Raw genomic sequence first — 24,072 nt, 5'->3', positions numbered from 1 at the left:
GGGCTCGGACCGCGCCGGATTCGCCGGCCGCCGGTCACCGCCTGCCGATGACGACCGGTTCCGCTGCGACAGGTGGTCGCTCAGGCCCATGTCAGCGCCTCCGGCCGAACAGCCGGCCCCGCGCCCGGCGCGCCGGCGCGTCGTCCTGGACGCCGCAGCGCCCGGCGAGCGCACCCATGGCCCGGGCCACCGGATGCGTCGGGCGTTCCGCGGCGAGCGGAACGCCCCGGTTGACCGACAGCGGCACGTCGCGCGAGGACGGCATCAGCACGGCCGCCGGTTGCCCCAGCGCCTTCTCCACGTCCGCGACGGTCAGGCCGACCTCCGAATCGGCCCGGTTCAGCAGGATGAGCCGGCGCTCGGGCGCGTACTCGAGCATCTCGAAGGTGTTGAGGGTCAGCCGGGCGCTCTTGAGGGTGGGCAGGTCCGGCGTCACGACGAGGACGAACCAGTCGGTGCGGTCGAGGGCCGCCAGGACCTGGTCGCTGACGTACGGCGGCGTGTCCACGACGATGTAGTCGTACATCGTCGTGAGCACGCCGAGCAGTTCCGTCACGAGCTCGCGGTCCACCTGGTCGCCCTCGGCAGGCCCGGCCGGGGCCAGCAGCGCGTCGATCCCGGGGCGGTAGGGAGTGATGAGGGAGCGGACCCCGTCCTCGTCCAGCCGGCCTGCCATCGCGACGGCGTCCGCCAGACCCCGCTCCGGCGGCAACTGCAACAGGATGCCGACGTCGCCGAACTGCAGGTCCAGGTCGACCAGGCACACCCGGCGCCGGCCGCCCGCGGCCAGGGTGACGGCCAGGTTGGTGGCGATCGTGCTCTTGCCGACGCCGCCCTTGCCCGCGAAGACGGTGATCACCTGGGCGCCCGCGACCGGTGCCGCCGGGCTGAGCCGGCGCGTCAGATCCAGCGACCGGGCGCAGGCGGCGTCCACGGCGTCGCGGTCACCGGCCGCGACGACCTCCCGGATGCCGGCGCGCATGGCCTCGGCGAGCACGTCCACCTCGACGCGGTCGCGCAGCAGCACGACACCGAGCGAGGGCCGCTCCACGCGCTGCCGGGCGGTGAACGCGACGGCCTCGTCGAGCGGCACGCCGGGGCCCAGCACGACAAGCTGGGCGTCGGGACGCTCGGCCAGGGCCGCCGGCAGCAGCGACGGCTCGGGTACGGCACAGTCGGGCTCGGCCGAACCCGGGTAGCCGGGCAGGGAACCGGGGTCACAGTAGATGGTCATCATCGGCCCTGTCGCGGGAAGGGGACTGGCAAAGGGAGACGGACTGTCACGGGAAGAGGGAGTTGTTGTCGATGCCCTCGTCGGGCTGCACGGTGGCCGTGTCGTCCAGCAGCGCCAGCGACAGCACTCCGGTCAGGGAGACGTGGAGCAGTTTCTCCGCCTCCTCCTGGGTCACCGCGACCGTGACCAGCATCCCGGCGGCGGACTTCGTGCCGGTCGAGCCCGCCTTCGCGGCCGGCTCCGCCGTGGCGGGAGCGTCGCCGGCGGTCACCGCCCCGGCGGCTCCCCGCTCGCCGACGGCGATCACCTCGACGCGGGGCAGCAGCATGCGGGTCGCCTGGTTGTACTCGTGGCCGCTGCTCAGGCCGTCACCCGCCGGTACGCGCCCGCGCCCCTCGCGCATCGTGAACGTGGTGAAGACGGCGACCCGCGAGCCGGGGCGTACATAGCCGGCGACCCGGGCGGCGGCGGTCACCTGCACGCTGACGGCGAGCTTGCCGTCCGGCACGGCCAGGCCACCGGTCACCTGGCTGGGCTCGGCGAACATCCCCCGCAGCAGGAGCTGGCTGGGGAGCAGGTCGGCGGTGAGCACGAGGCCGTCGAGCTTGGCGTCCACCTCGCCGAGCGCGGTGCCGGGAACGGTCCCGGCCGGCATCGCGACCTTCTCGGTGTACCCGCCGCCGCGGATGCCGGCCGCGGTGGTGCCGGCCGGGATGCGCCGCGTGCTGACGAGCACCCAGACCGCCTCACGGCCGGCGAGTGCCCGCTGGTCGGCGCCGCGCACGTACGCGACGACCGCCAGGCAGCCGACGCCCGCCAGGACGGCGGCGACGAGCACCGCGAGAAGCCGCCGTTTCATCTGTACTCCCTGCTCGACTCAGCCGACGAGATTGACGACCGCGGCACCCAGGTCGGGCCCGCCGATCTGCGCGCCCGTCGTCCGGACCAGGCCGCGCACGAAATAGCCGTAGAGGCACCGCTCGGCGCCACCGCACCGCCGCAGGCCGGTCAGCCAGGACGGTGCCGAGAACCCGGAGAGCTGGTATCCGGTCATCACGAACGAGGTGAAGCCGGCCAGGTGGTAGGTCGTCCCCGCCCCCTGCGAGCGGACGGCGTCGTAGACCGGGATCAGGACGACGCTCCGCGCCTCCCAGGCCTCCCACATCGCGTCCCGGCACGGCTGCGACGCGGAGTTGCCGGTGTTGCCGCCGAACGTGCCGTCCGTCTCGACCGTCACCGCACAGGACGCGGACGGGTCGTCAAGCCACCCGAACCCGCCCGGCCGGTCCCAGCCGGACGGGCCGGCCGGGCAGGTGCTCGCGCCGGTGCTGTCCTTGAGCCGGATGATCTGCTCGGCCTGCGGCGGCGGCAGGCCCGCCGACGGGGAAGGCCAGAACGCCGTACCGTCCTGGGTGAGCTCGCGCCACTCACAGATCGAGAACGTGACGGCGAAGCCCTCGGCCACCCGTGGCGGCCCCCAGGCGACGCGGGCGCAGGCGCCCACCGTCGTACCGTCGCGCTGGCCGGTCAGCGCCCGGGCGAACACGGACGGCAGCACGGTCGAGCCGTCCGGCAGCCGGGTCTCCACGCGGACCTCCGCGTACGGGACCGCGGCGGGAACCGTGCCCAGGCAGCTCGTCCTGTTCGCGACCGGGGCCGGGCACGCGGGCAGGCCCGGCCCGCTGCCGCAGATCTCCGTGACCGTCGCGGCCCCGTCGGCGGCGTTGCCGTCGGCGTACCCGCCGGCCGTGGCGTCCTGGTCGGCGCACCCGGCGGGCGTGGTGGCACAGCCCTCGCCGACCGCCCAGGCCGCCGCGTCAGCGCCGCTCTGGAGCTGCTCGCGCTCGGCGTAGAGCCGGCCGACGTCGACGACGACGGCGGCCACGCCGAGCAGGACACCGGTCCCGAGCAGGACGGCGACCAGCGCGGTGACCGCGCCGTCGTCGCCGCGAGCCGGCCGGCGCCGTGCCGTCATCCGACGCATGGCATGACCCCTCGCGCGACGATGGTGAAGGACCCGTCCGAGCCGCCGCCGAAGAATCCCATCAGGGAGCCCACCGGCGTCACCGGGCGGAAGGCGTGCGACATGCTGACCACCGCGTCGGCGCCGAGGTCGCCGTCGCACGCGCTGATGTCCAGGGTGTCGACCCGGACCGGGCCGGCGGCCGAGGTGACGCGGGCACGGCCGTCGAATCCCAGGGCCGCCGCCCTGGCCCCCTCGCGGGCCGCCTCGGTCAGCGTGATCTGGGCGTTCAGCGCGCGGCCGAAGTCGATGATCCCGAACAGCAGGAGCAGGAGCAGGGGAAGGACCAACGCCATCTCCACCGCGGCCGCTCCCTGGTCGCCGCCGGGGGCAGGCGTGGCGGGAGAGGTACGCCCGCCACGCCCCTGCCGGCTCACGGGTTCGGCGCCTGCACCTGATCGGCCACGCCGCTGAACATGCCGCTGAGGTTGTCCCCGAGCAGGATCACCGCGCCGATGATGACGACCGCGATGAGGGCCACCATGAGGCCGTACTCCACTGCCGTGGCGCCTTCGTCGTCGCGGAGTTCGGGGTTGACCAGAGTCTGGACGAGACGAATGAGCATGAGGACTCCTTGGACGCTTCGGTCGTACCCACCCTCATTTACGGGGTGTTGCGCCTTGCAGTCGTCCAGCGACTCTGAGTTATGAGCTCTTTTGTTGAGGATTTCTTGAGGTGCGCTCCGTTCATGGATGAAACTGAATGCATCACCGAAGGCCGCTACGGTGGGACCATGCCGCCGATCCGCGTTCTCCTGGTCGACGACCACGAGATGGTGTTGCACGGCGTGTCCGCGATGTTGTCCCGGTTTCCCGACCGGGTGCAGGTGATCGGGACGGCGAGCGAGCCGGCGGGCGCCGTGCGCGCGGTCACCGACGACCGGCCGGACATCGTGCTGTGCGACGTACGGCTGCGCCGGGCGAGCGGGCTGGACGTCTGCCGGGCGATCCGCGAGGTCGACGCCGGGGCGAAGGTGGTCTTCCTGACGGTCTACGACGACGAGCAGTACCTCTACCAGGCGCTGCGCGCAGGCGCAGCGGGCTACCTGCTCAAGCGGGTGGACGCGCACGAGCTGGTGCGCCACCTGGAGAACGTGAGTCTCGGGGAGGTCGTCATCGATCCCAGCCTCGCCGGCCGGATCGCCACGTCCGCCGCGCACCTGCAGAAGGGCGAGTTCTGGCCGGGCGCCCGGCTCGGCCTCACCCAGCGCGAGAGCGAGGTGCTCGCCCTGCTGGTCGGCGGGTTGTCGAACAAGGCGATAGCGGCCCGGCTGGTCGTCAGCGACGACACCGTCAAGACCCACGTGCGGGGCCTCTACCGCAAGCTGGGCGTCCGGGACCGGGGCGGCGCGGTGGCGACCGCGCTGCGCGAGGGCCTGTTCCACTGATGGAGCCGGCGATTCCCGGCCGGGACGCGCTCATCGCCGCCGCCGGGCGGTGGGTGACCCGTGAGCCGGCGCTGGCCGTGGTCCTGACCCAGGTCGCGCGCCTGCTCACCGAGGCGCTCGGCGCCGACGGCTGCCTGACGTTCCTGGTCGAGAGCGGCGGCGACCTGGTGCTGGCGGCGAGCCATCCGGCGCCGGCCACGGCGGGCGCGCCGCTGCGGCTGCCGGCGGGCTTCGGCATCGCCGGCCGGGTGGCCGCCGAGGGGGTCCCGGTCGGCCTGGTGGACGACCACCCGCGCAACCCCCGGCACCGCGAGTTGCTCGGCCTCTCCCCCGGTCAGCCGGTGTCGCGGCTGTGCGTCCCGGCGCGGGTGGCCGGCGGCGGCAGTTCCGCCGTGCTGGCCCTGCACAGCCGCACCCGGCGCGAGTTCAGCCGGCCCGAGCGGGACGCCGCGCAGCGGGTGGCGGACCTCGTCGGCCTGCGCGTCTACGTGGCGGCCGCGTTGACGACGATGCGCGAACACCAGGACGAGTGGGACGCGGTCGTCGCCAGCGCCGTCGGCGCCCAGGAGGCGGAACGCCGGCGGGTGGCCGCGGACCTGCACGACGGGGTCACCCAGGCGATCGCGAGTCTGTCCTTCCATCTCTCGGCGGCGGACGTGGCGCTCGGCGACGGCGACGTGGGGTACGTGGCCGAGCAGGTGGCGGCGGCCCGGTCGCTGGCCGACCTGGCGCTCGGCGAGACGCGCAGCGCGATCACCGGGCTGCACAGCCCGGTCCTCGACGACCAGGGGCTGGCGGCCGGCCTGGCCAGCATGGCGCGGGGCGTGCCCGGCCTGAGCATCGAGGTGGACGCCACGGAGTTCGCGCTGCCGGGCCATGTGAGCTCCTCGTTGTTCCGCATCGCCCAGGAGTCGGTGCAGAACATCGTCAAGCACGCCGAGGCGAGCAGAGCCGTGATCCGCCTGGCCAGGCACGGCCGCATGGTCATGCTCAGCGTCACCGACGACGGGACGGGGTTCGACGCGTCGGGCAGCCCCGGATCCGGCTACGGGCTGACGGGGATGGCGGAACGCGTGCATCTGCTCGGCGGCCGGCTGCGCATCAAGTCGCAGCCCGGTGGTGGCACCACGGTGGAGGTGACGGTCCCCAACGTGTGTTAGGCACGCCGGCGGCGTTCCATCAGCCGCAGCACCATCGGCGTCAGGATGAGCTGCATCGCCAGCTCCATCTTCCCGCCGGGAACGACGATGATGTTGGGCCGGGACATGAACGAGTCGTGCAGCATCGCGAGCAGGTACGGAAAGTCGATGCCCGCGGGGTCCGCGAACCGGATGACGAGGAAGCTTTCGTCGGCTGTCGGGATGTAGCGGGCGATGAAGGGGTTGGAGGTGTCCACAGTGGGGACGCGCTGGAAGTTGATGTGCGTACGCGAGAACTGCGGGCAGATGTAGTTCAGGTAGTCCGGCATCCGGCGCAGGATCGTGTCCACGACCGCCTCGTCGCTGTAGCCACGAGTGGTCCGGTCGCGGTGCAGCTTCTGGATCCATTCGAGGTTGATGATCGGTACGACGCCCACGATCAGGTCGGTGTGCCGCGCGACGTCGATCTTGTCGGTGACGGCCGCGCCGTGCAGGCCCTCGTAGAAGAGCAGGTCGGTGCCGGCCGGGACGTCCTCCCACGCGGTGAAGGTGCCCGGCTCCTGCCCGTACGGCGCCGCCTCCGTCTCGTCGTGCAGGTATCTGCGGATCCTGCCGGACCCGTTCTCGCCGTAGCCGCGGAACAGTTCCTCCAGTTCCTCGAGGAGGTTGGCCTCCGGGCCGAAGTGGCAGAAGTGGTGGTTGCCCTCGGCTTCCGCCCGGGCCATCTCGGCCTGCATCTGCGTACGGTCGAAGCGGTGGAACGAGTCGCCCTCGACCACCACCGGCGTGATCTCCTCGCGCCGGAAGATCTGCTGCACCGTCCTGGTGACCGACGACGTGCCGGCGCCGGACGAGCCGGTGACGGCGACAACGGGGTGTCTGATGGACAAGGCATGGCCCCTATGCGTCACGTACGGAAAAGGGAGCGGGTGTTGAACAGCGAGAAGTCGTCGTCGTGCAGATCCACGCGGTCGCGGTGGTACCGCTCGATGCGCTCCACCTCGGTGCGGGAGCCGAAGATCAGCGGCACCCGCTCCCGCAGACCGCCGGGGACGCAGGTCATCAGCCGCTGCCGGCCGGTGCTCGCGAGGCCACCGGCCTGCTCGACGACGTACGCGATCGGGTTGGCCGCGTACAGCAGCCGCGGCCGGCGCGGGCGGCCCGCGCCGCTGTCGTCCGGGTCGAGGAAGACGCCGCCGTGGGTGAGGATGCGGAACGTCTCGGCGGCCAGGCAGGCGACCCAGCGCATGGTGAAGTCGCGCTGGCGCGTCCCCGAGCGGCCGGCCAGGCACTCGGCGACGTAACGCTTCACGGGAGGTTCCCAGAAGCGCTCGTTGGAGGCGTTGATGGCGAACTCCTCCGTGCTCTCCGGTATCCGCATGCGCGGATGGGTGAGGATGAAGGCGCCGATGTCGCGGTCCAGCGTGAAGCCGTCCACGCCGTCGCCGGTGGTGAGCACCAGCACCGTCGACGGCCCGTACAGTGCGAATCCGGCGCAGACCTGGGCGACGCCCTGCTGCAGGAAGTCCGCGGCGCTCGCGGGCGCGTTCGGGCGGGGACTGCGCAGGATGGAGAAGATGGTCCCGACGGGAATGCCGACGTCGATGGTGTCCGAGCCGTCGAGCGGGTCGAACGCCAGCAGATACTTGCCCCGCCGGTACGGCTGCGGGACCGGATAGACGTCGCCGGTGCGGTCGGAGGTCATGGCCGCCAGGTGGCCGGTCCACTCCGTCTCGCCGATCATCACCTCGTTGCTGATGCCGTCGAGGTTCTTCGGGGCGCCGACCAGGGCCCCCTTGTTCACCTGGTTCGCGATGATCTTCACTGCCGTGCTGATCGCGTTCAGCAGGCCGGAGAAGTCACCGGTCGAGTCGAGATGCCGGTGCTCCTGCTCGATGGTGTAACGGGTCAGCGTCTTGTGCGCCTCCGGCACGGCGGGCCCCCTCTCGGCGTTGGAGGCGACGGTAGGCCGGATGACGCCGTGCGGGCCTCACCCGCACGGGGGGCCGCCGGGGTGAGTGTGCCGGACGCTCAGTCGCGCGCCGGACCGCGGCGCGGCCGGAACGCCAGCTCACCCACACTGTCCCGGTCGGTGATGTGTTCGAGGAACAGCGTCGCGGTGGCGGTGGGGGCCGCGGTGGTGACGGCGTGCCAGGGGCGGTGCAGCGGCGTTCCCCGCACCGGGACGCGTTGCAGCGTTCCCTGCCGGAGGTGGCCGGTCACGGCATCGGCCGACACCAGCGTGACGCCCAGACCGAGGGCGGCCGAGGCCACGACGGCGCCGTGCGAACCCAGCGCCAGGGTGGGCGGCGCCACCTGCAGGGCGTCGAGCAGCGCGAGGGCCGTGTCGCGGGTGCCCGATCCGGGTTCGCGCAGGAGCCAGGTCACGGCCGACAGCTCCGGCACCGTGCCCGGGGCGGCCACCACGATCAGCGAGTTCGGCCGGGTGGCCCGGGTGCTCGAACCGCGGCTGGGCCGGCCTCCGATCACGATGTCGAGCCGGTGGTCGGCCAGCAGGGCGGACATCCGATCGCGTACGCCGACGTCGAGGGTCACCTCCACCTGCGGATACCGGGCTCGAAAGGAGGCGAGCAGACCCGGGACGAGGTATTCGCCGGCGGTCGTGACGGCGCCGAGGCGGACCCGGCCCCGCTCGGGGTCGCCGCTCTGCCGGGCGGCGGACAGTCCCTCGTCGAGCAGGCCGAGGATGCGCCGCGCGTAGCCGGCGAAGATCCGGCCGGACTCGGTGAGGCGCAGGCCACGACCGTGCCGCTCGAACAGCACGACGCCGGCCTCGCGGTGCAGGGCGGCCAGCGCCGCGGACACGGCCGACTCGGTCACCGACAGCCGTTGCGCCGCGGCGCGTGCCGAACCGTGCTCGACGATCGCCAGGAAGGTCTGCAGCCGGGCCGGTGTCACGGCGCCACCATAGTCAAGTATTTGCTCATGTGTCTATGGCGAACACTCGCTAGACGGCTCAAGGGAGACCGACCATTGTGGTAACCGAGCCCGGCAACCCGGGCCGGATCAGGAGGAGGCCCCGTGACCGAGCCGGACCGATGGGACCCGGGCGTGCACAGCTACGCCAGCATGGGCTACTACGACGCCGACTATCGCCCCAAGGACACCGACGTGCTGGCGGTGTTCCGGGTGACCCCGCAGCCGGGCGTGGAGCCGGTGGAGGCCGCGGCGGCGGTGGCGGGCGAGTCGTCGACGGCGACCTGGACCGTGGTGTGGACCGACCGGCTCACCGCGAACACGCACTACCAGGCCAAGTGCTACCGGGTGGATCCCGTGCCCGGCCGCGACGGAGAACATCTCGCCTACGTCGCCTACGACATCGACCTCTTCGAGGAGGGCTCCATCGCCAACCTCACGTCGTCGATCATCGGCAACGTCTTCGGGTTCAAGCCGCTGAAGGCTCTGCGCCTGGAGGACATGCGCATCCCGGTGGCGTACGTGAAGACCTTCCAGGGTCCCGCCCACGGCATCGTGACGGAGCGCGAGGTCCTCAACAAGTTCGGCCGTCCGTTGCTGGGTGCGACCATCAAGCCGAAGCTGGGACTCTCGGCGCGCAACTACGGCCGGGTGGTGTACGAGGCCTGCCGCGGCGGACTGGACTTCACCAAGGACGACGAGAACATCAACTCCCAGCCCTTCATGCGGTGGCGGGACCGGTTCCTCTACGCGATGGAGGGGGTGAACCGGGCGATGGCGCAGACCGGCGAGATCAAGGGCCACTATCTCAACATCACCGCCGCGACCGTCGAGGACATGTACGAGCGCGCGGAGTTCGCCAAGGAGCTCGGCAGCGTCGTCGTGATGATGGATCTGACGGTCGGCTACTCGGCGATGCAGTCGATGGCCCACTGGGCCCGCCGCAACAGCGTGCTGCTGCACCTGCACCGCGCCGGCCACAGCACCTACACGCGGCAGAAGACGCACGGGGTCAGCTTCCGGGTGATCGCCAAGTGGTCGCGGCTGATCGGCGTCGACCACGTCCACGCCGGCACGATCGTGGGCAAGCTCGAGGGCGATCCCGCCACCACCAAGGGCTTCTACGACACACTGCGCCTGGGGCACGTCCCGGCCAATCACGGCAACGGGATCTTCTTCGACCAGGACTGGGCGAGCATGCCCGGCGTGCTGCCGGTCGCCTCGGGCGGGATCCACGCCGGGCAGATGCACCAGCTTGTCGACCTGCTCGGCGAGGACGTCATCCTGCAGTTCGGCGGCGGCACCATCGGCCACCCGCTCGGTGTCGCGGCCGGGGCCGAGGCCAACCGGGTCGCGCTCGAGGCGATCATCAAGGCCCGCAACGAGGGGCGCAACCTCCTCAAGGAGGGCCCGGACATCCTCCGGAGCGCCGGGCAGCGCAACCGGCCGCTGGAGGTGGCGCTCGCCACCTGGGGCGACGTGACCTTCGACTACGCCGCCACCGATGCCCCCGACGCCGTTGCGACGGCAAGCGTCTAGGAGCCGCCATGTACCTGCGACACGGATCGTTTTCCTACCTGCCGGAGCTGACCGACGACGAGATCGCCGCGCAGGTCCGCTACGCGCTGCTGAACGGCTGGCCGATCTCGGTGGAGTACACCGATGATCCGCACCCCCGCAACGTGTACTGGGAGATGTGGGGTCTGCCGATGTTCGACCTCGCCGAACCCGACGGCGTGCTCCGCGAGATCAACGACTGCCGCGCCACCTTCCCCGGCCACTACGTCCGGGTGCTGGCGTACGACGCGAAGCTCGGCCGCCAGACCATCGCGATGAGCTTCGTGGTGCAACGCCCGGCCGAGGAGCCCGGCTTCCGGCTGGACCGCACGGAGGGCAGCGACCGCGTGCAGCGGTACGGCGTGCATTCCTACGCCACCGAGGCTCCGAGCGGCGCCCGCTACGGCCGCGGCGGTGACGGCGCCCGGTGAGCACCGCCGACTCCGGATTCTCGATGTACCGGCCGGGGGCCGCCCCCGCGAGCGGCGGCGGGGAACCGGCGGCCCCGCCGGCGCCGATCCTCGACGCCCAGGCCAAGGTGGACATGCAGGCGGACGAGGCCGCCGCGCGGGTACGGGCCGTGCTCGGCGCCGTGGACGCGGAGCTGGTCGGGCTGGCCGGCGTGAAGCGGCGCATCCGCGAGATCGCGGCGCTGCTGATGGTGGACCGGGCACGCGCACGGTTCGGCCTCGTCGCCAGCAGGCCATCGCTGCACATGAGCTTCGCCGGCGGACCGGGCACCGGCAAGACCACCGTCGCGCTGCGGATGGCCGAGATCCTGCACGCGCTGGGCTACCTGCGGGCGCCGCGGGTGCACCCGGTCACCCGCGACGACCTGGTCGGCCAGTTCATCGGGCACACCGCACCGAAGACCAAGGAGGCGCTGGCCAGGGCGGCCGGCGGCGTACTGTTCATCGACGAGGCCTACTACCTGTACCGCCCGGACAATGAACGCGACTATGGGCAGGAAGCGATCGAGATCCTGTTGCAGGAGATGGAGTCCGCACGCGACTCGCTGGTGGTCATCTTCGCCGGCTACGAGGACCGGATGGAGACGTTCTTCTCGTCGAACCCCGGACTGAGCTCGCGGGTGTCGCACCACATCCAGTTCGAGGACTACGGCACGGACGAGCTGGCCGAGATCGCCGAACTGATGCTCACCCGGGACGCCTACCGCTTCACCGATGCGGCCCGGGAGGCATTCCAGGAGTACCTCGACCGCCGGCGCACCATGCCGCGCTTCGCGAACGCGCGCAGCGTCCGCAACGCCCTGGAGCGCGCCCGCCTCCGGCAGGCCAACCGCCTCGTCGCGCTCTCCGGCAAGGTCAGCCGCGACGACCTGATGCTGATCACGGAGGAGGACGTCCGCCGCAGCAGGGTGTTCGCCGAATCGCCGGACCGCGGCTGACCGTGGTGCCTACGTACGGTCACGGTCCGAGCGGTAGCGCAGGACCACGATCCCGTTCGCGCCGACCGGGGTCGCGTCGAGAAGCGTCAGCCGCTGCGGGTCGAACGGGCCGCCGACGAGCGGGACGCCTCCCCCGGCGAGTACCGGGTTGAGCTTGACCACGAACTCGTCGATCTCCGACCGGACTGCGGCGGCGAACGCGCCACCACCGCACAGCCAGATGTCCATGCCGGGCTGCTGCTTCAGCTCCCGCAGGTACGGCACCGGGTCGTCGGCGACGACGGTCACCGCCGGGTCGGTCGCCGGGTCCAGCGTCCGGGAGAACACGTACTGGCGCAGATGGGCATAGGGGCTGGTGACACCGACCGCCAACGCGGGCTCGTAGGTGCCGCGTCCCATGACCACGGTGTCGAAGGCCTGGTGGGGCGCGGTGACGCCGAACTGCTCCCGCAGGGCGGTCGGGATGGTCTCCGGGAACCGGTCGTTGACGAACGCCGCGAGGTCGGGGTCCACCGGCCCGAAGAACTCCCAGCTCCCGTCCGGCGCGGCGATGAACCCGTCGAGGGAGGCGGCCACGTAGTACACGAGCTTTCGCATCTTGACTCCTCATCAACCACTATCGTTGTCGTGGTTGAAACTACATCAGGTGTAGTGGTCAGTGCTAGTGTCTTTTCCGTGGCAAGAAATCCGGAGCGCCGCCGACTACTGGCCGACGCCGGGCTGCGCGTCCTCGCCGAATCCGGGGCCCGCGGCCTCACCCACCGCGCGGTCGACGCCGAGGCGGCCGTACCGATCGGCACGGCGTCGAACTACTTCCGCTCCCGCGACGCCCTGCTCGGCGCCCTGGGCGAGCGGATCATGGAACGGTTCACGCCGGACGAGGCGGTGCTCGCCGACCTCGCCGACCGGGAACCGGGCCGCGAGCTGTTCGTCGACTACCTCCGGTACATCCTGCAGCGCACCACGGCGCAGCCCGAGCTGACCCGGGCCCTCATCGAGCTGCGCCTGGAGGCGGCCCGCCGGCCCGGACTCGCCGAGATCCTCGGCGGAACACTGCGCCGCCACTACCGCGACGACGTGGCGTTCCACGAGACCACCGGGCTGCCCGGCGGGGCGGCCGAGATCGCCCTGCTGCACTACGCCATGGACGGCCTCCTGCTCGACCTGCTGACCACCTCGATCGGCGCCGACCTCTCCCCCGACGACGCCGTCACGGCGTTCGTCGACCGGCTCGTACGCTGACGACCGGTTTCGACCGCGGCAGTCACGACAGGATCATGGTGCAGTTCTGCCGGTACGGCTGCTGGCGCCACAGACAGACCTGCACCCGGACCGCCTCCCCGCCGATGGTGGTCGCCACCGCGGGCGTTCGGACGTAGTCACGCTCGTCGACCGCCAGTGTCACCGGACAGTCGTGCCATGGCCCACCGGCCTTCTGCCAGCGGATCCGTGCCCCGCCGGCCTGTGGCACATTGTCGTCCGAGCCCGCCCGGCCCCAGTAGTACGTCCGGCCGCGGTAGCGGTTGTACCGGGCCGAACCGTTCATCTCGTCGAAGTCCAGGAACGGCTCGATCACCTGCGCGGCGCTGTCCGGTCCCACCACCTCGGGCCGTACGAGGTCGTCGCCGGCGGTGTCCTCCGCACACGGCCGGTCCGCGACCGGCTCGGCTTCGGTCGACGTGGCGAACTGCGGTGCCACCTGCAGTGTCACCAGTGCGCCGATCGCGGCGGCAAGCACAGCGACCACCGCCATCGCCGCCGCCCGGGTCGGCCATCCGTCACGCCCCCGCAGCGGCCTGGCGTCGATCACGAACTCCCGCCCGGCATCTTCTTCCGCCGGCTTCGGGCGAAGCACGCGCGCGAGCGCCGAGGGCGGCCGTGGTGCCGGCAGTAGCCGTGGCGCACGGACGTCGGCGGCCTTCGCGGCTTCGATCAGAGCGGTGATGCGTGCCGAGGCCGCCGCGATCTGCGCGGCGTCCGCCACCTCGAAGGGTCGCCCCGCGATCCGACGGCAGGCGTGCATGACGGCGATGACCGGAATCGGATCCACGACGATCCGGTGATCGCCGGCGAGCACCTGGGCGACCGCATCCTTGTCGACCGTGGCGCCCGGAGCCAACCGGTGGGTCCGGATCACCTCGGCGATGTGCCGCAGCGACGCCGGGCTTCGCCGGCGCCGAGGCGCCGGGGCGTTCGGCGGGGCCACATAGGAGCCTTCTCGGGCAGCTTGTCCGGCTGCGGTGTTCACCGTCGAGACCAACAACGCGACCGCGTCGTCGACCTCACGCCACCATGGCGGCTTGGGGTCCGTCACGATGATCCAGTATCGCCATGGATCATCGGTCTGTCACTACCTGTCGCGAAGGTCCGGTTGAGCCGTCCGAGGACGGCGGGCCCGGGCCGGAGGCACCCGACGCTATCTGTCTGAGCAGGACAGATAGCGGAGGCGGCGGATAGATACGTATTGAGGCGAGGAAGCCGCCCGGTCGACGATGACCGCCAGAACACGCACCCGGACAGAAAGGATCCTCTGGTGCGCAAGAATCTTCGGAAGACTGCCGTGGCCGCCGCCGTGGGCGTGCTGGCCTCGCTGGCCGTCGCGTCCCCCGCGCTCGCCGTCTATTCGCCCGAGCCGGTACGGCTCGGCGACTACACCTGGATCGGGCTTTACACCGACCACGATGAGCACTACCTGGGCGCGGTCTGGTTGACGAACTACGGGAACGGCGACTACGGCCTGCGGGTCTGTGACTACTACTCGGACGGCTACTACGTCTCCGCGCGTATCGATCCCGGCAACGGCGACGTCCAGACGTACAACTCACTCGGCGTGGGCGAGAGCAATTGCCTTGAACGGGACATCACCTACGGCGTCCGCAAGTTCCGCCTGGCGTGGAAGAACTTCGCCTCGGCGTGGGCGGCTCCGTGAGCCTCACAGACCCGGCGACGCCGACCGGATCGACACGATCGACGGACTACAGCCTCACGAAGGAATGTGCCTCATGGAAAACGAAGTAGACGGTTCGCGGCGCGACCCTTCCTCCGCGCCGTCGCGCCTCAGGAGATCGGTTTTCCGGTTGGCGGCCGGCGTCCTGGCAGTGTCGGCGACCATGGCCGTCACGCCGGGAGTCGCACACGCGGCAACGCTCCGATACAGCGAGATGCGAAGCTGGGACGATCTCCATCATCGCGCCGAGTACAAAATCAACTTCTACTCCGACGGCCACAAAGAGCTGATCATCGCCGACAAGCGAGTCGACGGTGACATGCCCGCGATCAGGGTGAACAACAGAATCCTCTACTGGGATGACGACGACGACATCAGGTATGGCAGTCATTACCCCATCTACTACGACGTCGACAGCTTCGACTATTGCCTCAATGTCGACCAGGACGGCATCACCTACTGCGTTCCCTGGTGACGAGCGGCGCCGCGTCACGGTGCTGCGGTGGTCACGGCGGCCGGTCGTCACGTCATAGCAGAGTGGGTCGAGGGTTTGTGACGACTCGGCCCGAGTCGTAGACGGGGGAAGGCCTCCGGTGGTGGAGTGGAGCCGTCCAGGAACCAGTTCCACAACCAGGAGGCCTTGTCGCCGGACGCGCGGCGGGAAGCGGACCTGCGTATATTGATGGATGTCGCTGAAGATGTCAGGATGGGCCGGTGACTGGTAGCGCTCAATGAGCATCAAACGGCGTGTGACTGCGGCTCTTCCGGTCGTGCTGCTGGTGCTGACCGGCGCCTTGGCGGCGGCCCCGGCCCACGCCGATCCCGCCAGCGCGGGCTCTGAGACTCCCTGGCGGATGCGGCACTGGCCGCAGACGCAACCATGGCAGCGTGCCCAACCGGCCGCCACGATCCACCCGCCCGGCGCGCCACGCCCGATCGATCCGCAGACCTACGAGCTGCCGGACACGATGACCTGGGACGACTACGCGCCCATACCGGGAACGACGTGGGCGGATCCTTCGGTGCCGGGCTCGGAGCGCAACTTCCGCGGCGCGCTGGTGCTCGTCGACTTCGCGAACCAGCCCTTCGTCGTGACACAGCCCGCCAACTCGAGCATCTACGGCAATCCCTTCGCGGTGCACGACCTCGCGCGCGGCGACGTGCCGGCGTTCTATCGCGACTTCCTCAACCGGCCGGGCCCGCTCAACCGGGGGCACACCATTCACGAGTACTGGATGGAGGACTCCGGTGGGCGCTACGGTATCGAGCTCGGCAGCTTCGGCGTGTACGAGATGCCGCACCGCAGCCATGAGTACGGCATCGAGAACTCCTGGCAGAAGGGCCTCGGCTGTCCCGCGGGCGACACCTGCGGCCGGGACCTGCGCACCGATGCCCGGGCAGCCTGGATCGCCGACGTCGGTGAGGAGACCGCCGCCCGGTACGACTTCGTCTTCTTCCTCGCCGCCGGCCAGGACGAGTCGTCGTCCTGGCAGGAGTTCGGCGAGATGAAGTTCGCCGGCAAGGAGCAGGTCACCGACGCGTTCGGCCCGCCCGACGAGGCGCTCGCGAACTGGAACGCGACCCGGTACGTCGACTGGACCTCGTGGCAGGCGTCGGCGAACATCTGGCCCAATGCCACCAGCGGCAGCTCGGTGCAGGCCGAGAGCTCCGGCATGTCCGTCTATGCGCACGAGTTCAGCCACATCCTCGGCGTGGCCGACAACTACAACAACCCGTACTCGGTGCCCGCCCGCCGCGACTACAGCGGTCCCTGGGAGATGCTCAGCCGGGGTACGTTCAACGGGCCCGGCGGGCCGCACAGCCGGTGGCTCATCCCCGGCACGGCCGGGTCGTCCATGGGCGCCCAGCACATGCTGCGCAACAAGATGAAGCTCGGCATGGTCGACGACGCCGCGGTGCTGCGACTGTCCCGGGCCGCGCTCGCCTCGTCCGGGGTCGTGGTGGCGCGCGTGACGGCGCGTGCGGTGCGGCCCGGCCCGGGCGGGCTCACCGGGATCAACGTGACGCTGGACGGCGGGGACGACAGCCCCGCCTGCGACACCGCCACCGACCCGTACTGTGACGGCGGCGGGTACGACGACTACACCCTCGAGATCGTCGACCGGATGGGTTTCGACTCGTTCACCCCCGACTCGGGAGTGCTGCTCGCCAAGACCAAGGACGCGGACCGGGCGCCGTACATCTGGACGGTCGACGCCAACCCACAGGACATCGACAAGGTCGACTTCGTGTCACCCGACGGTACGCCGCGGAAGATGACCATCGGCGACTACCGGCAGCTCTCCGACGCGCTGTTCCACGCCGGCACGGACTCCGGTAGCCGCTACGAGTACGCCGACACGGCGAACCGGCTGCACTTCTACGCGCTGGAGCGGCACCGGGACCGGGCCGGCGTGCTCTCGTACACGGTCGCGGTCCGGTCCCTCGACGGCGCCGGCCCACAGACCCGCGGCGTGACGCTCGGCCCGGGCGCCGGCGCCGTGGCGCCCTCCGGCTGGGCGCGCTGCCGGCTTCCGGTGCGCAACACCGGCAGCGCCCCCACGGCGGCGGGCGACCCCGGGATCGCCGGCTCCGACGTCTACCGGATCTCCGCCTCGACCGGTGCCGGATGGACGGTCTGGCTGCCGCGTGCGGTCACCGCCGTGGCGGCCGGGCGTACCGCGCCGGTGGAGGTCTACGTCAAGCGCGACGGAAGCACCCGGCGGACGACGAAGGTGGCGGTCACCGTCACCTCGGAGAGCGATCCGTCCGCGACTTCCTCGAACTCGTGCCGCGTGTCGTGACCGTCGCCGCGCGCGAGACCGCCACGAGGACGCCCGTGGCGACGAGTGCGCACGCCGCCGCGTACCCGAGGCTGCCGATCGGTGTGCCGGCGGGGGTGAGCCCCGCCGTGGCGTTCAGGTAGTCCGGCAACGCGACCGCCCACAGGCCGGCGAACACGAGGAGGAAGGCAGCCCCGGCCACGACGGGATAGCGGTCGAGGAACCCGTCGTCCGGCCGGAAGTCGCGGCTCGACCGCACGTCGCGCCCCACGGTCAGCGCGGCTACCAGGACGAGCACCGCGAGGACCGCCCAGAGCGCCACGGCCTGTCCGGCATCGGATCGGCCGAGCCACCGGGACAGGACGCCGTACGGCACCGAGCAGAGCATCATGGCGAACGGGGTGAGCACGCCGACGCCGACGACCCGCAGCACCGCCGCCGGCGGGCGAGGACGCCGGGCCAGCAACAGCCGGGTCAGCAGCACCATCCCGAACGGCGAGGCCGCCGCGAAGACCACCACGCTGCTGACCGGGACGGCCGCCAGCCACGGCGAGTTCGAGGGGGCCCCGGGGTTCCAGGCCCACCAGCGCAGTTGCGGCCCGAGCTGGTCGAAGATCTCGTAGAAGCAGTGGAAGACCACGGCCACGCAGGCGGCGCCGGCGGCAGGCGAATGCCGCTCCAGCAGGCCGGTCCGCTGGACGAGCGCGTACGCCGCATAGGTCAGTGCCGGGTAGACGGCGACGATGTACAGCGGCAACCGGTCGTACAGGAGCTGCACCGAGAACACGTTGTGCACGAAGATCAGGCCGAGCTGGTCCTGGAGGCCGAACCGCTGGGGAAAGTAGAGCGGCGGCTCGAGCACCACCAGATACACCAGGGTGGCGCACCAGAGTCCGAGGTTCGTCGGGTCGCCGCGGCGACGCCACCACAGCACCGCGTGGACGAGCGCGACGCCCGCACCCACCACCATGAACGCCTCGACGACCGGCATCGTGCCGTCCGCCAGCGAGGTGGGAGGGCGGACCGAGACGACAGGTGGCGCGTTCGCGCAGTCGATCTCCCCGAGGGTCCGGGCGGTCTCGGCGAATCCGGGCGGGCAGCCGCTCATGGCGCGCCACCCGTGGGCCGGGTCGCAGAGTAGAACCGGGTCACGTCGTCTCCGGCCGCGTACCGCTCGAACCAGATGTCCGCAAAGCGCGGCAACGGCTCGCGGGCCGGGCGGTGGTGCGGCACCTGTGACAACAGCAGCCGGTAGACCAGGATGAGCATCTCCCGGTTCGAGGCCGGGGCGAAGGTAGCGGGCGGGAACATCCCGAGGCGGGTCCGCCACGACGTCCGCAGCGGCAACCGGGCGAGCAGTTCCTCCCGGCGCACGCCGTCCGGGGAGACGTTGCGGTACTCCGCCCGCCGGTCCGCCTCCGGCACGTGTTCCTCGAAGCCGGCGAGAATGTCGCGGTAGAGCTGCATGACGTGCCGGAACACGGAGCGGGCGACGCGCGTACGGTAGTAGCGGTTGCGCACGACGGCATCGCACACGATCAGCGCCGAGCTGCGGTGCTCGACCTCCTCGACGAAGTGCCAGAGGAACAGCGAGGCGACGCGTTCGTCACCGGGGCGGAACAGGACGTCCTCGTGGTCGAGCATCACCTTGAAGATCGGCGTGAAGGTCGACTCGAGGTCCGCGGTGTACGCCAGCCGGTACGCCAGCGACGTGGTCTCCACCAGCCGGTCGAAGGAAGCGACCGCCGCGTCGACGGTCTTCTGCAGCTCGGGGTACTGCCGGACCAGGGACGCCACGTGCTTACGGTGGTTCTTCGCGTGCTGCGCCTCCTGGCGCAGGAAGGCCTCCGCCTCCTCGGCCGCGGCCGGGTCGTCGATCAGCGGGATCGCGGCCCGCGTGTTGGTGACGATGAACTTCTCGAAGGCGATCGCCATGATGCTGATCGCATTGGCCATCAGCCCGAACTTCGGATGGCTCGGCAGCCACTGGAACGGGGTGGTGTCGTCGAAGCGAAAATCGATCTTCCGGATCTGCAGGTGGGTCATGGCGACTCCGTCATGCAGGAAGTGAGGGACGTCAATTGACGCGTGTCAAATTCGTTTATAGAGTCTCGCCATCGGGTTGTCTAGGGCTCGGGAGGCTCATGGACTCACCACCATCGGCGGAGGGCACCGTGCGGGCCCGCCGCGACGCCTCCCCCGCCTGGGAGTCCGGGACGACACGAGGCGACCAGCGCCGGGAGGCCCTGTTGCGCGCCCTGGACGAGCTGCTGCACGAGTCCGACCTGGAGTCCATCACGATCGCCGACATCACCACCCGGGCCGGGGTCACCCGGTCGGGGTTCTACTTCTATTTCGCCAACAAGGCGGCCTGCATGGCGGCGCTCGGCGCCGACGTGTACGTGGCCAGCGTCGCCGCGGCCGCGCACCTCGCCGACGACTCACTGCCCGCGGTGCGCCGGATCGAGCGGATGGTGTACGACCTCACCGCGTCGGTGCGCCGGCACCACTACCTCTACCGCGCGATGCTCGACGCCCGTCGGCACAGCGGCGCGATCCGCGAAATGTGGGACAGCTACCTCGACTCCTTCGTGGCGCCGATGGCGCAGTACATCGACAGCGAGCGGTCGGCCGGGCACGCCCCCGCCGGACCGCACAGCCGCACCCTCGCCGCGTTACTGCTCGGGCTCAGCGACCGGGTGCTCGAAAGCCTCGGCCCGACCGAGACACCCGACGACCGACGGCGCGTCGACGCCCTGGCGACGATCTGGCTCCGCAGCATCTACGGCACCTCCGAGATCGCGCGCCCGCGCGGCGAGCCTCCGGGCGTCGAGCGTTGATCCTTCCGCGACTCATGCGCCCGGGATGATGCCGCCGCCGGCCTTGGACGTCCAGGATGGCCACGCACCGGTTCGGCGAACGGGAGGCAAGCTGTGGACTGGACGTTCGGTTCGTTGTTCTACCTGATGTTCCTGGCGTGCTTCTGGTTCGGGATCATCTGGACGTTCATCGCCGTCTTCAATGATCTGTTCCGCCGACGGATGCCGGGTGGGGCGAAGGCCGCCTGGGTCGCGCTCATCGTGGTCCTGCCACTGCTCGGAGCGCTTATCTACCTGGTCACGCACGCCGCCATGCCGCGGGACGGCGCGTCGCTTCCGCACGCCCCGGCGACCGGGAGCGTCGGCCCGGCGCACCGCCCCGCCGACGAGATCGCCACCGCGGCCCGACTCCACGACGAGGGGCGGATCTCCGTCGAGGAGTTCGAGTACATCAAGCGCCAGGCCTTGGCGATCCGCTGACCGTGACACGCCGCCGACCCGCGACGGCTCCGCCGCAGGCGCGACGGCCCCGGCCCGCCGGAACCGCGGGCCGGGGCCGGTCTCGGCGATCACCGCCGGAGCTGCACCTCACCCGCCTTCTGGACATTCACGCATGCGTCCGCGGCACAGACGGAACCGACCGCGGTGACGTACGCCTCCCCGGCGTGGAAAGCCAGCGTCTGAGCGGTCGCGGTCAGTTCCACGGTGTGCATCGTGCCGTCACATGGCAGCCTCTCCATGTACCCGTACGCTCGGGCGACCTCGCCACCGTGCGCCCGCTGGATGACCTCGATCGACAGCCAGCTCGTGGCGGCGCCCTCGCTGCAAGCGACCTCGATGGGCATCGTGACCGCGGCACCGCGCGCTCGGAGCTGCCCGTCGGTGGCTACCTGTACGGCCAGGGACGCGGCCGCCGGGACAGCCGCCGCGGCCCCGGCCGGCGCTCCGGTCACGAGCACGATGCCCGCCACCGCGGCGACGAGCGTGGCACCGAAGCGACGCTGTGATGTCATGCGCATGGTCCACCTTCCGTGTGGAATGTCGGCGATCGCCGACGACGGAGACATTTACCGTTTGCTCACTGACCCCGAATTGTCGGTCGATAATCAGAATCAGCCCACGCCGCAGGCGCAAGCCACTCGATGCAGTCATGTATACCGTAAATCCGCGGAGCCGGAGCGTCAACTCCCGAAAATGGCAATTCCTGATGACGAATTGGACGTGACCGGAAATTAATATCGCTATTACCGTCGCATTCACGTCATTGTTTGTCGGATCCCGGCCGCGCATCGGAATGACCTTCGTCAAAGATGGCGGACCGCGGCCGTAGGGTGGCGTCATGACTGAGCGCTCCCTGACCCTGATGGCGGTGCACGCGCATCCCGACGACGAGGCCACCAGCGGCGGCGGCGTCCTCGCCCGCTACGCGGCGGAGGGAATCACGACGGTCCTCGTCACCTGCACCGACGGCCGTTGCGGCGACGGACCGGGCGGGGTCAAGCCCGGCGACCCGGGACACGACCCCCTGGCGGTGGCGGCACTGCGCCGAGCGGAGCTCCAGGCCAGCCGTGCCGCCCTGAAGCTCACCCACCTGGAACTGCTCGAGTACGCCGACTCCGGGATGATGGGCTGGCCCACCAACGACGCGCCCGGCTCCTTCTGGAGCACCCCCGTCGACGAGGGGGCCGAGCGGCTCGCCGAGCTGATCCGGCGCTACGAGCCGGACGTCGTCGTCACCTACGACGAGAACGGTTTCTACGGGCACCCGGACCACATCCAGGCGCACCGCATCACCATGGCGGCGGTCGCCCTGACCGGCATCCCCGCCAAGGTGTACTGGACGACCGCACCGCACTCGGCGATGGCCGAGCTCGGCAAGGTGCTGCGCGAGCTCGGCGTCGACTGGGAGGAGGCCCGGATCGCCGAGGACGACGCTCCCCCGCAGCTCGGCCTGCCCGACGAGGAGATCAGCACCTGGGTGGACACCCGGGCGTACGGCGCTCAGAAGTACGACGCGCTGGCCGCGCACGCCAGCCAGAGCGAGAACCTCATGTTCCTGCGCATGGGCAAGGAGCGGTTCACCGAGCTGATGGGCACCGAGACGTTCCTGCGGGTGCACGACCGGACCGGCGCGTCGCTGCCCGAGGACGACCTGTTCGCCGGGCTACGCTGACTCGGCACAGCCGCCCGGACGCGGTCCGTACCGGCGAACGGCCCCATGACGGTCGGTGTTTGCCCTGGTCGGTCGTTTGGAGAGGTCGGCATGCGGGCATCGACACTCACCATGAGGGCGGGGCGACTGCTGGCGGGGCGCTATCGACTGCGCCGGCAGGTGGGTGCCGGGGGCATGTCGGTGGTGTGGTGCGCTCACGACGAAGTCCTGGGCCGCGACGTGGCGGTCAAGATGCTGGCACCGAACACGGCGGCCGACCCTCAGTTCGTGCATCAGGTGCACCGGGAAGCCCGTGCCGTGGCGGCGCTGCATCACCCCAACATCGTCGACGTCTACGACTACGGGCAGGACGAGGCGGCCGGGCCGGCCCGGCCGTACGTGGTGATGGAGCTGGTCGACGGCCCCTCGCTGGCGCAACTGATCACCGACGGTGGCCTGCCGTGGCCCCGGGCCGTGGCGATCTGCGCCCAGGTCGCCGCGGCGCTGACCGCGGCGCATGCGCGCGGTGTCGTGCACCGCGACGTCAAGCCCGGCAACGTGCTGGTCATCGACGCCGACGTCAAGCTCGTCGACTTCGGCATCTCGGCCTCGGCCGGGGATTCGGACGGCTCCGACGGCCAGGTGCTGGGCACGCCGGCATACCTCGCGCCGGAACGGATCGACGGCACCCCGGTCAGCCCCGCCGCGGATGTGTACGCCCTCGGCCTGCTGCTGTACCGGGCACTGACCGGGCATCTTCCCTGGCCCGCGGCCACCACCGGGGAAATGCTCGCGGCGCACCGCTACGACGAACCGGCACCGCTGCCGCCGATCGCGCAGCTCCCGCCCGAGGTGGTGCAACTCTGCCGGCGCTGCCTGCACAAACGCCCCGGCGACCGGCCTGACGCGGCCGAGGCGGCCCGCATCCTCGCCCGTGCGGCGGGCACTGTCGCTGCGACGCCGGCCTGGCCCGGTTCCGCGGCGGCCTTCCGCGCGGCCCTGGACCGTACGGCCACCGTCGGCCGCCCGACGAAGACTCTGGCATCTCGGCCTCACCGCCGGCGTACGGTGCTGGGATTGTCGACCGCGGCGGCGGTGGTCGTCTCCGCCGCGGCCGGCGTCGCCTGGCTCGGCGACGGGACAGGCACCGCACAGGTCTCTCCGCTGGCGGCTCCCCCAGCGGCGGCAGCCGCTCCCCCACAGCCGAGTCCCCGCTGCGAAGTGCGCTACGCCGTGCGGCAGGCGGTCGACGGTCGATTCTCGGCTGCCGTCACGGTCGCCAATACCGGCACCGCGCCGATCCGGGACTGGCGGCTGACCTTCACCTTCCCCGCCGAGCAGGACCTGATCCACGGTTGGAACGCCGACTGGCGGCAGGTGGGTCGCACGGTGCAGGCACAGGGCGGCGACCTGCCGGCCCGGGCGTCCGCCTCCACCCGCCTCGACGGTACCTACCGGAAGGCCACCGCCCTACCCGCAGAATTCCGGCTCAACGGCACCCCGTGCGAGACAGTCCTGTCGGCGGCCGACCAATCCGTGCGTCCGACCCGGACAGTCGCCCGCGAGAAGGAAGGAAAAGACGACCAGGGCGGCAAGGACGACGGGCAGAAATACGACGAGGACGAGAACGACCGGACGCACAAGGGAGGAAAAGGAAAAGGGAAAGGCAGGAGCGGAACGGGGTAA

The 24,072-nt window shown here is 70.9% G+C and carries 26 protein-coding genes; 13 read left to right on the top strand and 13 right to left on the bottom strand.

Going from position 1 to position 24,072, the window contains the following annotated elements:
• Positions 1 to 91: 91 nt before the first annotated feature.
• From EDD30_RS34245 to EDD30_RS34220, 5 genes are all read right to left on the bottom strand, one after another.
• Positions 92 to 1,234, bottom strand: coding sequence for a CpaE/TadZ family protein (locus EDD30_RS34245; protein WP_071807464.1), 1,143 nt, complete (start codon positions 1,232 to 1,234; stop codon positions 92 to 94).
• Positions 1,235 to 1,280: 46 nt separating this feature from the next.
• Positions 1,281 to 2,093 (bottom strand): Flp pilus assembly protein CpaB, encoded by an 813-nt coding sequence (gene cpaB / locus EDD30_RS34240; RefSeq protein WP_123678672.1) that lies wholly within the window; start codon positions 2,091 to 2,093, stop codon positions 1,281 to 1,283.
• An 18-nt stretch (positions 2,094 to 2,111) separates the two neighbouring features.
• Positions 2,112 to 3,209, bottom strand: coding sequence for a pilus assembly protein TadG-related protein (locus EDD30_RS39550; protein ID WP_071808136.1), 1,098 nt, complete (start codon positions 3,207 to 3,209; stop codon positions 2,112 to 2,114).
• The gene (locus EDD30_RS34225) at positions 3,206 to 3,559 is read right to left on the bottom strand and encodes a TadE/TadG family type IV pilus assembly protein (RefSeq protein ID WP_211353764.1); all 354 of its coding nucleotides are present in this window, start codon (positions 3,557 to 3,559) and stop codon (positions 3,206 to 3,208) included. The genes EDD30_RS39550 and EDD30_RS34225 overlap by 4 nt, the downstream gene beginning before the upstream one ends.
• 71 nt (positions 3,560 to 3,630) lie before the next feature.
• Entirely contained in the window at positions 3,631 to 3,822 is a 192-nt protein-coding gene (locus tag EDD30_RS34220) for a Flp family type IVb pilin (RefSeq protein ID WP_071810346.1), read from the bottom strand.
• 168 nt (positions 3,823 to 3,990) lie between these two features.
• Here EDD30_RS34220 and EDD30_RS34215 point away from each other — a divergent pair, with 168 nt between their 5' ends.
• Entirely contained in the window at positions 3,991 to 4,644 is a 654-nt protein-coding gene (locus EDD30_RS34215; RefSeq protein ID WP_084558075.1) for a response regulator, read from the top strand.
• Positions 4,644 to 5,804, top strand: coding sequence for a GAF domain-containing sensor histidine kinase (locus EDD30_RS34210; RefSeq protein ID WP_123678671.1), 1,161 nt, complete (start codon positions 4,644 to 4,646; stop codon positions 5,802 to 5,804). Before EDD30_RS34215 ends, EDD30_RS34210 begins: the two co-directional genes overlap by 1 nt.
• Here EDD30_RS34210 and EDD30_RS34205 read toward each other — a convergent pair.
• The 3 genes from EDD30_RS34205 to EDD30_RS34195 all read right to left on the bottom strand — a co-directional run bounded on the left by EDD30_RS34205 (position 5,801) and on the right by EDD30_RS34195 (position 8,702).
• Positions 5,801 to 6,673 carry a phosphoribulokinase gene (locus EDD30_RS34205; RefSeq protein WP_071809469.1) on the bottom strand — a complete coding sequence of 291 codons (873 nt, stop codon included), beginning with the start codon at positions 6,671 to 6,673 and terminating at the stop codon, positions 5,801 to 5,803. The genes EDD30_RS34210 and EDD30_RS34205 overlap by 4 nt on opposite strands.
• A gap of 17 nt (positions 6,674 to 6,690) precedes the next feature.
• Positions 6,691 to 7,716: a class 1 fructose-bisphosphatase gene (locus EDD30_RS34200; RefSeq protein ID WP_071809470.1), complete on the bottom strand. Its 1,026-nt coding sequence runs from the start codon at positions 7,714 to 7,716 to the stop codon at positions 6,691 to 6,693.
• Between the two features lie 98 nt (positions 7,717 to 7,814).
• Entirely contained in the window at positions 7,815 to 8,702 is an 888-nt protein-coding gene (locus tag EDD30_RS34195) for a LysR family transcriptional regulator (protein ID WP_071809471.1), read from the bottom strand.
• 123 nt (positions 8,703 to 8,825) lie between these two features.
• On the opposite strand from EDD30_RS34195, the gene EDD30_RS34190 reads away from it, so the two are divergent.
• From EDD30_RS34190 to EDD30_RS34180, 3 genes are read left to right on the top strand one after another with little or no spacing between them, the layout of a single operon-like run.
• Positions 8,826 to 10,259, top strand: coding sequence for a ribulose-bisphosphate carboxylase large subunit (locus tag EDD30_RS34190; RefSeq protein ID WP_071809472.1), 1,434 nt, complete (start codon positions 8,826 to 8,828; stop codon positions 10,257 to 10,259).
• 8 nt (positions 10,260 to 10,267) lie between these two features.
• The gene (locus EDD30_RS34185; RefSeq protein ID WP_071809473.1) at positions 10,268 to 10,708 is read left to right on the top strand and encodes a ribulose bisphosphate carboxylase small subunit; all 441 of its coding nucleotides are present in this window, start codon (positions 10,268 to 10,270) and stop codon (positions 10,706 to 10,708) included.
• Positions 10,705 to 11,685: an AAA family ATPase gene (locus EDD30_RS34180; RefSeq protein WP_211278047.1), complete on the top strand. Its 981-nt coding sequence runs from the start codon at positions 10,705 to 10,707 to the stop codon at positions 11,683 to 11,685. Before EDD30_RS34185 ends, EDD30_RS34180 begins: the two co-directional genes overlap by 4 nt.
• A 9-nt stretch (positions 11,686 to 11,694) precedes the next feature.
• Here EDD30_RS34180 and EDD30_RS34175 read toward each other — a convergent pair whose 3' ends face one another.
• On the bottom strand, positions 11,695 to 12,282 hold the full coding sequence (locus EDD30_RS34175; protein ID WP_071809474.1) for a dihydrofolate reductase family protein: 588 nt from the start codon (positions 12,280 to 12,282) through the stop codon (positions 11,695 to 11,697).
• Positions 12,283 to 12,360: 78 nt separating this feature from the next.
• Here EDD30_RS34175 and EDD30_RS34170 point away from each other — a divergent pair, with 78 nt between their 5' ends.
• Entirely contained in the window at positions 12,361 to 12,927 is a 567-nt protein-coding gene (locus EDD30_RS34170; RefSeq protein WP_071809475.1) for a TetR/AcrR family transcriptional regulator, read from the top strand.
• Positions 12,928 to 12,949: 22 nt separating this feature from the next.
• Here the strand turns inward: EDD30_RS34170 and EDD30_RS34165 are convergent, their stop codons facing one another.
• Positions 12,950 to 13,999 (bottom strand): hypothetical protein, encoded by a 1,050-nt coding sequence (locus EDD30_RS34165; RefSeq protein ID WP_123678670.1) that lies wholly within the window; start codon positions 13,997 to 13,999, stop codon positions 12,950 to 12,952.
• Positions 14,000 to 14,218: 219 nt separating this feature from the next.
• Between EDD30_RS34165 and EDD30_RS34160 the strand changes: the two genes are divergently transcribed.
• The 3 genes from EDD30_RS34160 to EDD30_RS41675 all read left to right on the top strand — a co-directional run bounded on the left by EDD30_RS34160 (position 14,219) and on the right by EDD30_RS41675 (position 17,436).
• Positions 14,219 to 14,614, top strand: coding sequence for a hypothetical protein (locus tag EDD30_RS34160; RefSeq protein ID WP_143163038.1), 396 nt, complete (start codon positions 14,219 to 14,221; stop codon positions 14,612 to 14,614).
• Between the two features lie 73 nt (positions 14,615 to 14,687).
• On the top strand, positions 14,688 to 15,107 hold the full coding sequence (locus EDD30_RS34155; RefSeq protein ID WP_143163039.1) for a hypothetical protein: 420 nt from the start codon (positions 14,688 to 14,690) through the stop codon (positions 15,105 to 15,107).
• A gap of 274 nt (positions 15,108 to 15,381) precedes the next feature.
• A complete protein-coding gene (locus tag EDD30_RS41675) occupies positions 15,382 to 17,436 on the top strand; it encodes a M6 family metalloprotease domain-containing protein (RefSeq protein WP_280526191.1) in 2,055 nt (684 codons plus the stop codon).
• On the opposite strand, the gene EDD30_RS34145 is transcribed toward EDD30_RS41675, so the two are convergent.
• Both EDD30_RS34145 and EDD30_RS34140 read right to left on the bottom strand, forming a co-directional pair.
• Entirely contained in the window at positions 17,381 to 18,523 is a 1,143-nt protein-coding gene (locus tag EDD30_RS34145; RefSeq protein WP_071809480.1) for a DUF7802 domain-containing protein, read from the bottom strand. The genes EDD30_RS41675 and EDD30_RS34145 overlap by 56 nt on opposite strands.
• Positions 18,520 to 19,461, bottom strand: a complete 942-nt coding sequence (locus EDD30_RS34140) for a metal-dependent hydrolase (RefSeq protein WP_071809481.1) — start codon at positions 19,459 to 19,461, stop codon at positions 18,520 to 18,522. The genes EDD30_RS34145 and EDD30_RS34140 overlap by 4 nt, the downstream gene beginning before the upstream one ends.
• Before the next feature lie 98 nt (positions 19,462 to 19,559).
• On the opposite strand from EDD30_RS34140, the gene EDD30_RS34135 reads away from it, so the two are divergent.
• Positions 19,560 to 20,255 (top strand): TetR/AcrR family transcriptional regulator, encoded by a 696-nt coding sequence (locus tag EDD30_RS34135; protein WP_084557718.1) that lies wholly within the window; start codon positions 19,560 to 19,562, stop codon positions 20,253 to 20,255.
• 93 nt (positions 20,256 to 20,348) lie between these two features.
• A complete protein-coding gene (locus EDD30_RS34130; RefSeq protein WP_071809483.1) occupies positions 20,349 to 20,714 on the top strand; it encodes a PLD nuclease N-terminal domain-containing protein in 366 nt (121 codons plus the stop codon).
• Positions 20,715 to 20,803: 89 nt separating this feature from the next.
• Here EDD30_RS34130 and EDD30_RS34125 read toward each other — a convergent pair whose 3' ends face one another.
• A complete protein-coding gene (locus EDD30_RS34125; protein WP_123678669.1) occupies positions 20,804 to 21,247 on the bottom strand; it encodes a hypothetical protein in 444 nt (147 codons plus the stop codon).
• 326 nt (positions 21,248 to 21,573) lie between these two features.
• On the opposite strand from EDD30_RS34125, the gene EDD30_RS34120 reads away from it, so the two are divergent.
• Both EDD30_RS34120 and EDD30_RS34115 read left to right on the top strand, forming a co-directional pair.
• Entirely contained in the window at positions 21,574 to 22,407 is an 834-nt protein-coding gene (locus tag EDD30_RS34120) for a PIG-L family deacetylase (protein WP_071809485.1), read from the top strand.
• Positions 22,408 to 22,497: 90 nt separating this feature from the next.
• Positions 22,498 to 24,072: a serine/threonine-protein kinase gene (locus EDD30_RS34115; protein ID WP_170047694.1), complete on the top strand. Its 1,575-nt coding sequence runs from the start codon at positions 22,498 to 22,500 to the stop codon at positions 24,070 to 24,072.

Source organism: Couchioplanes caeruleus (genome assembly GCF_003751945.1).
GTDB lineage: Bacteria > Actinomycetota > Actinomycetes > Mycobacteriales > Micromonosporaceae > Actinoplanes > Actinoplanes caeruleus.
The sequence above is the reverse complement of the archived record's forward strand: the minus strand, read 5'-3'. Positions and strand labels throughout refer to the sequence as shown.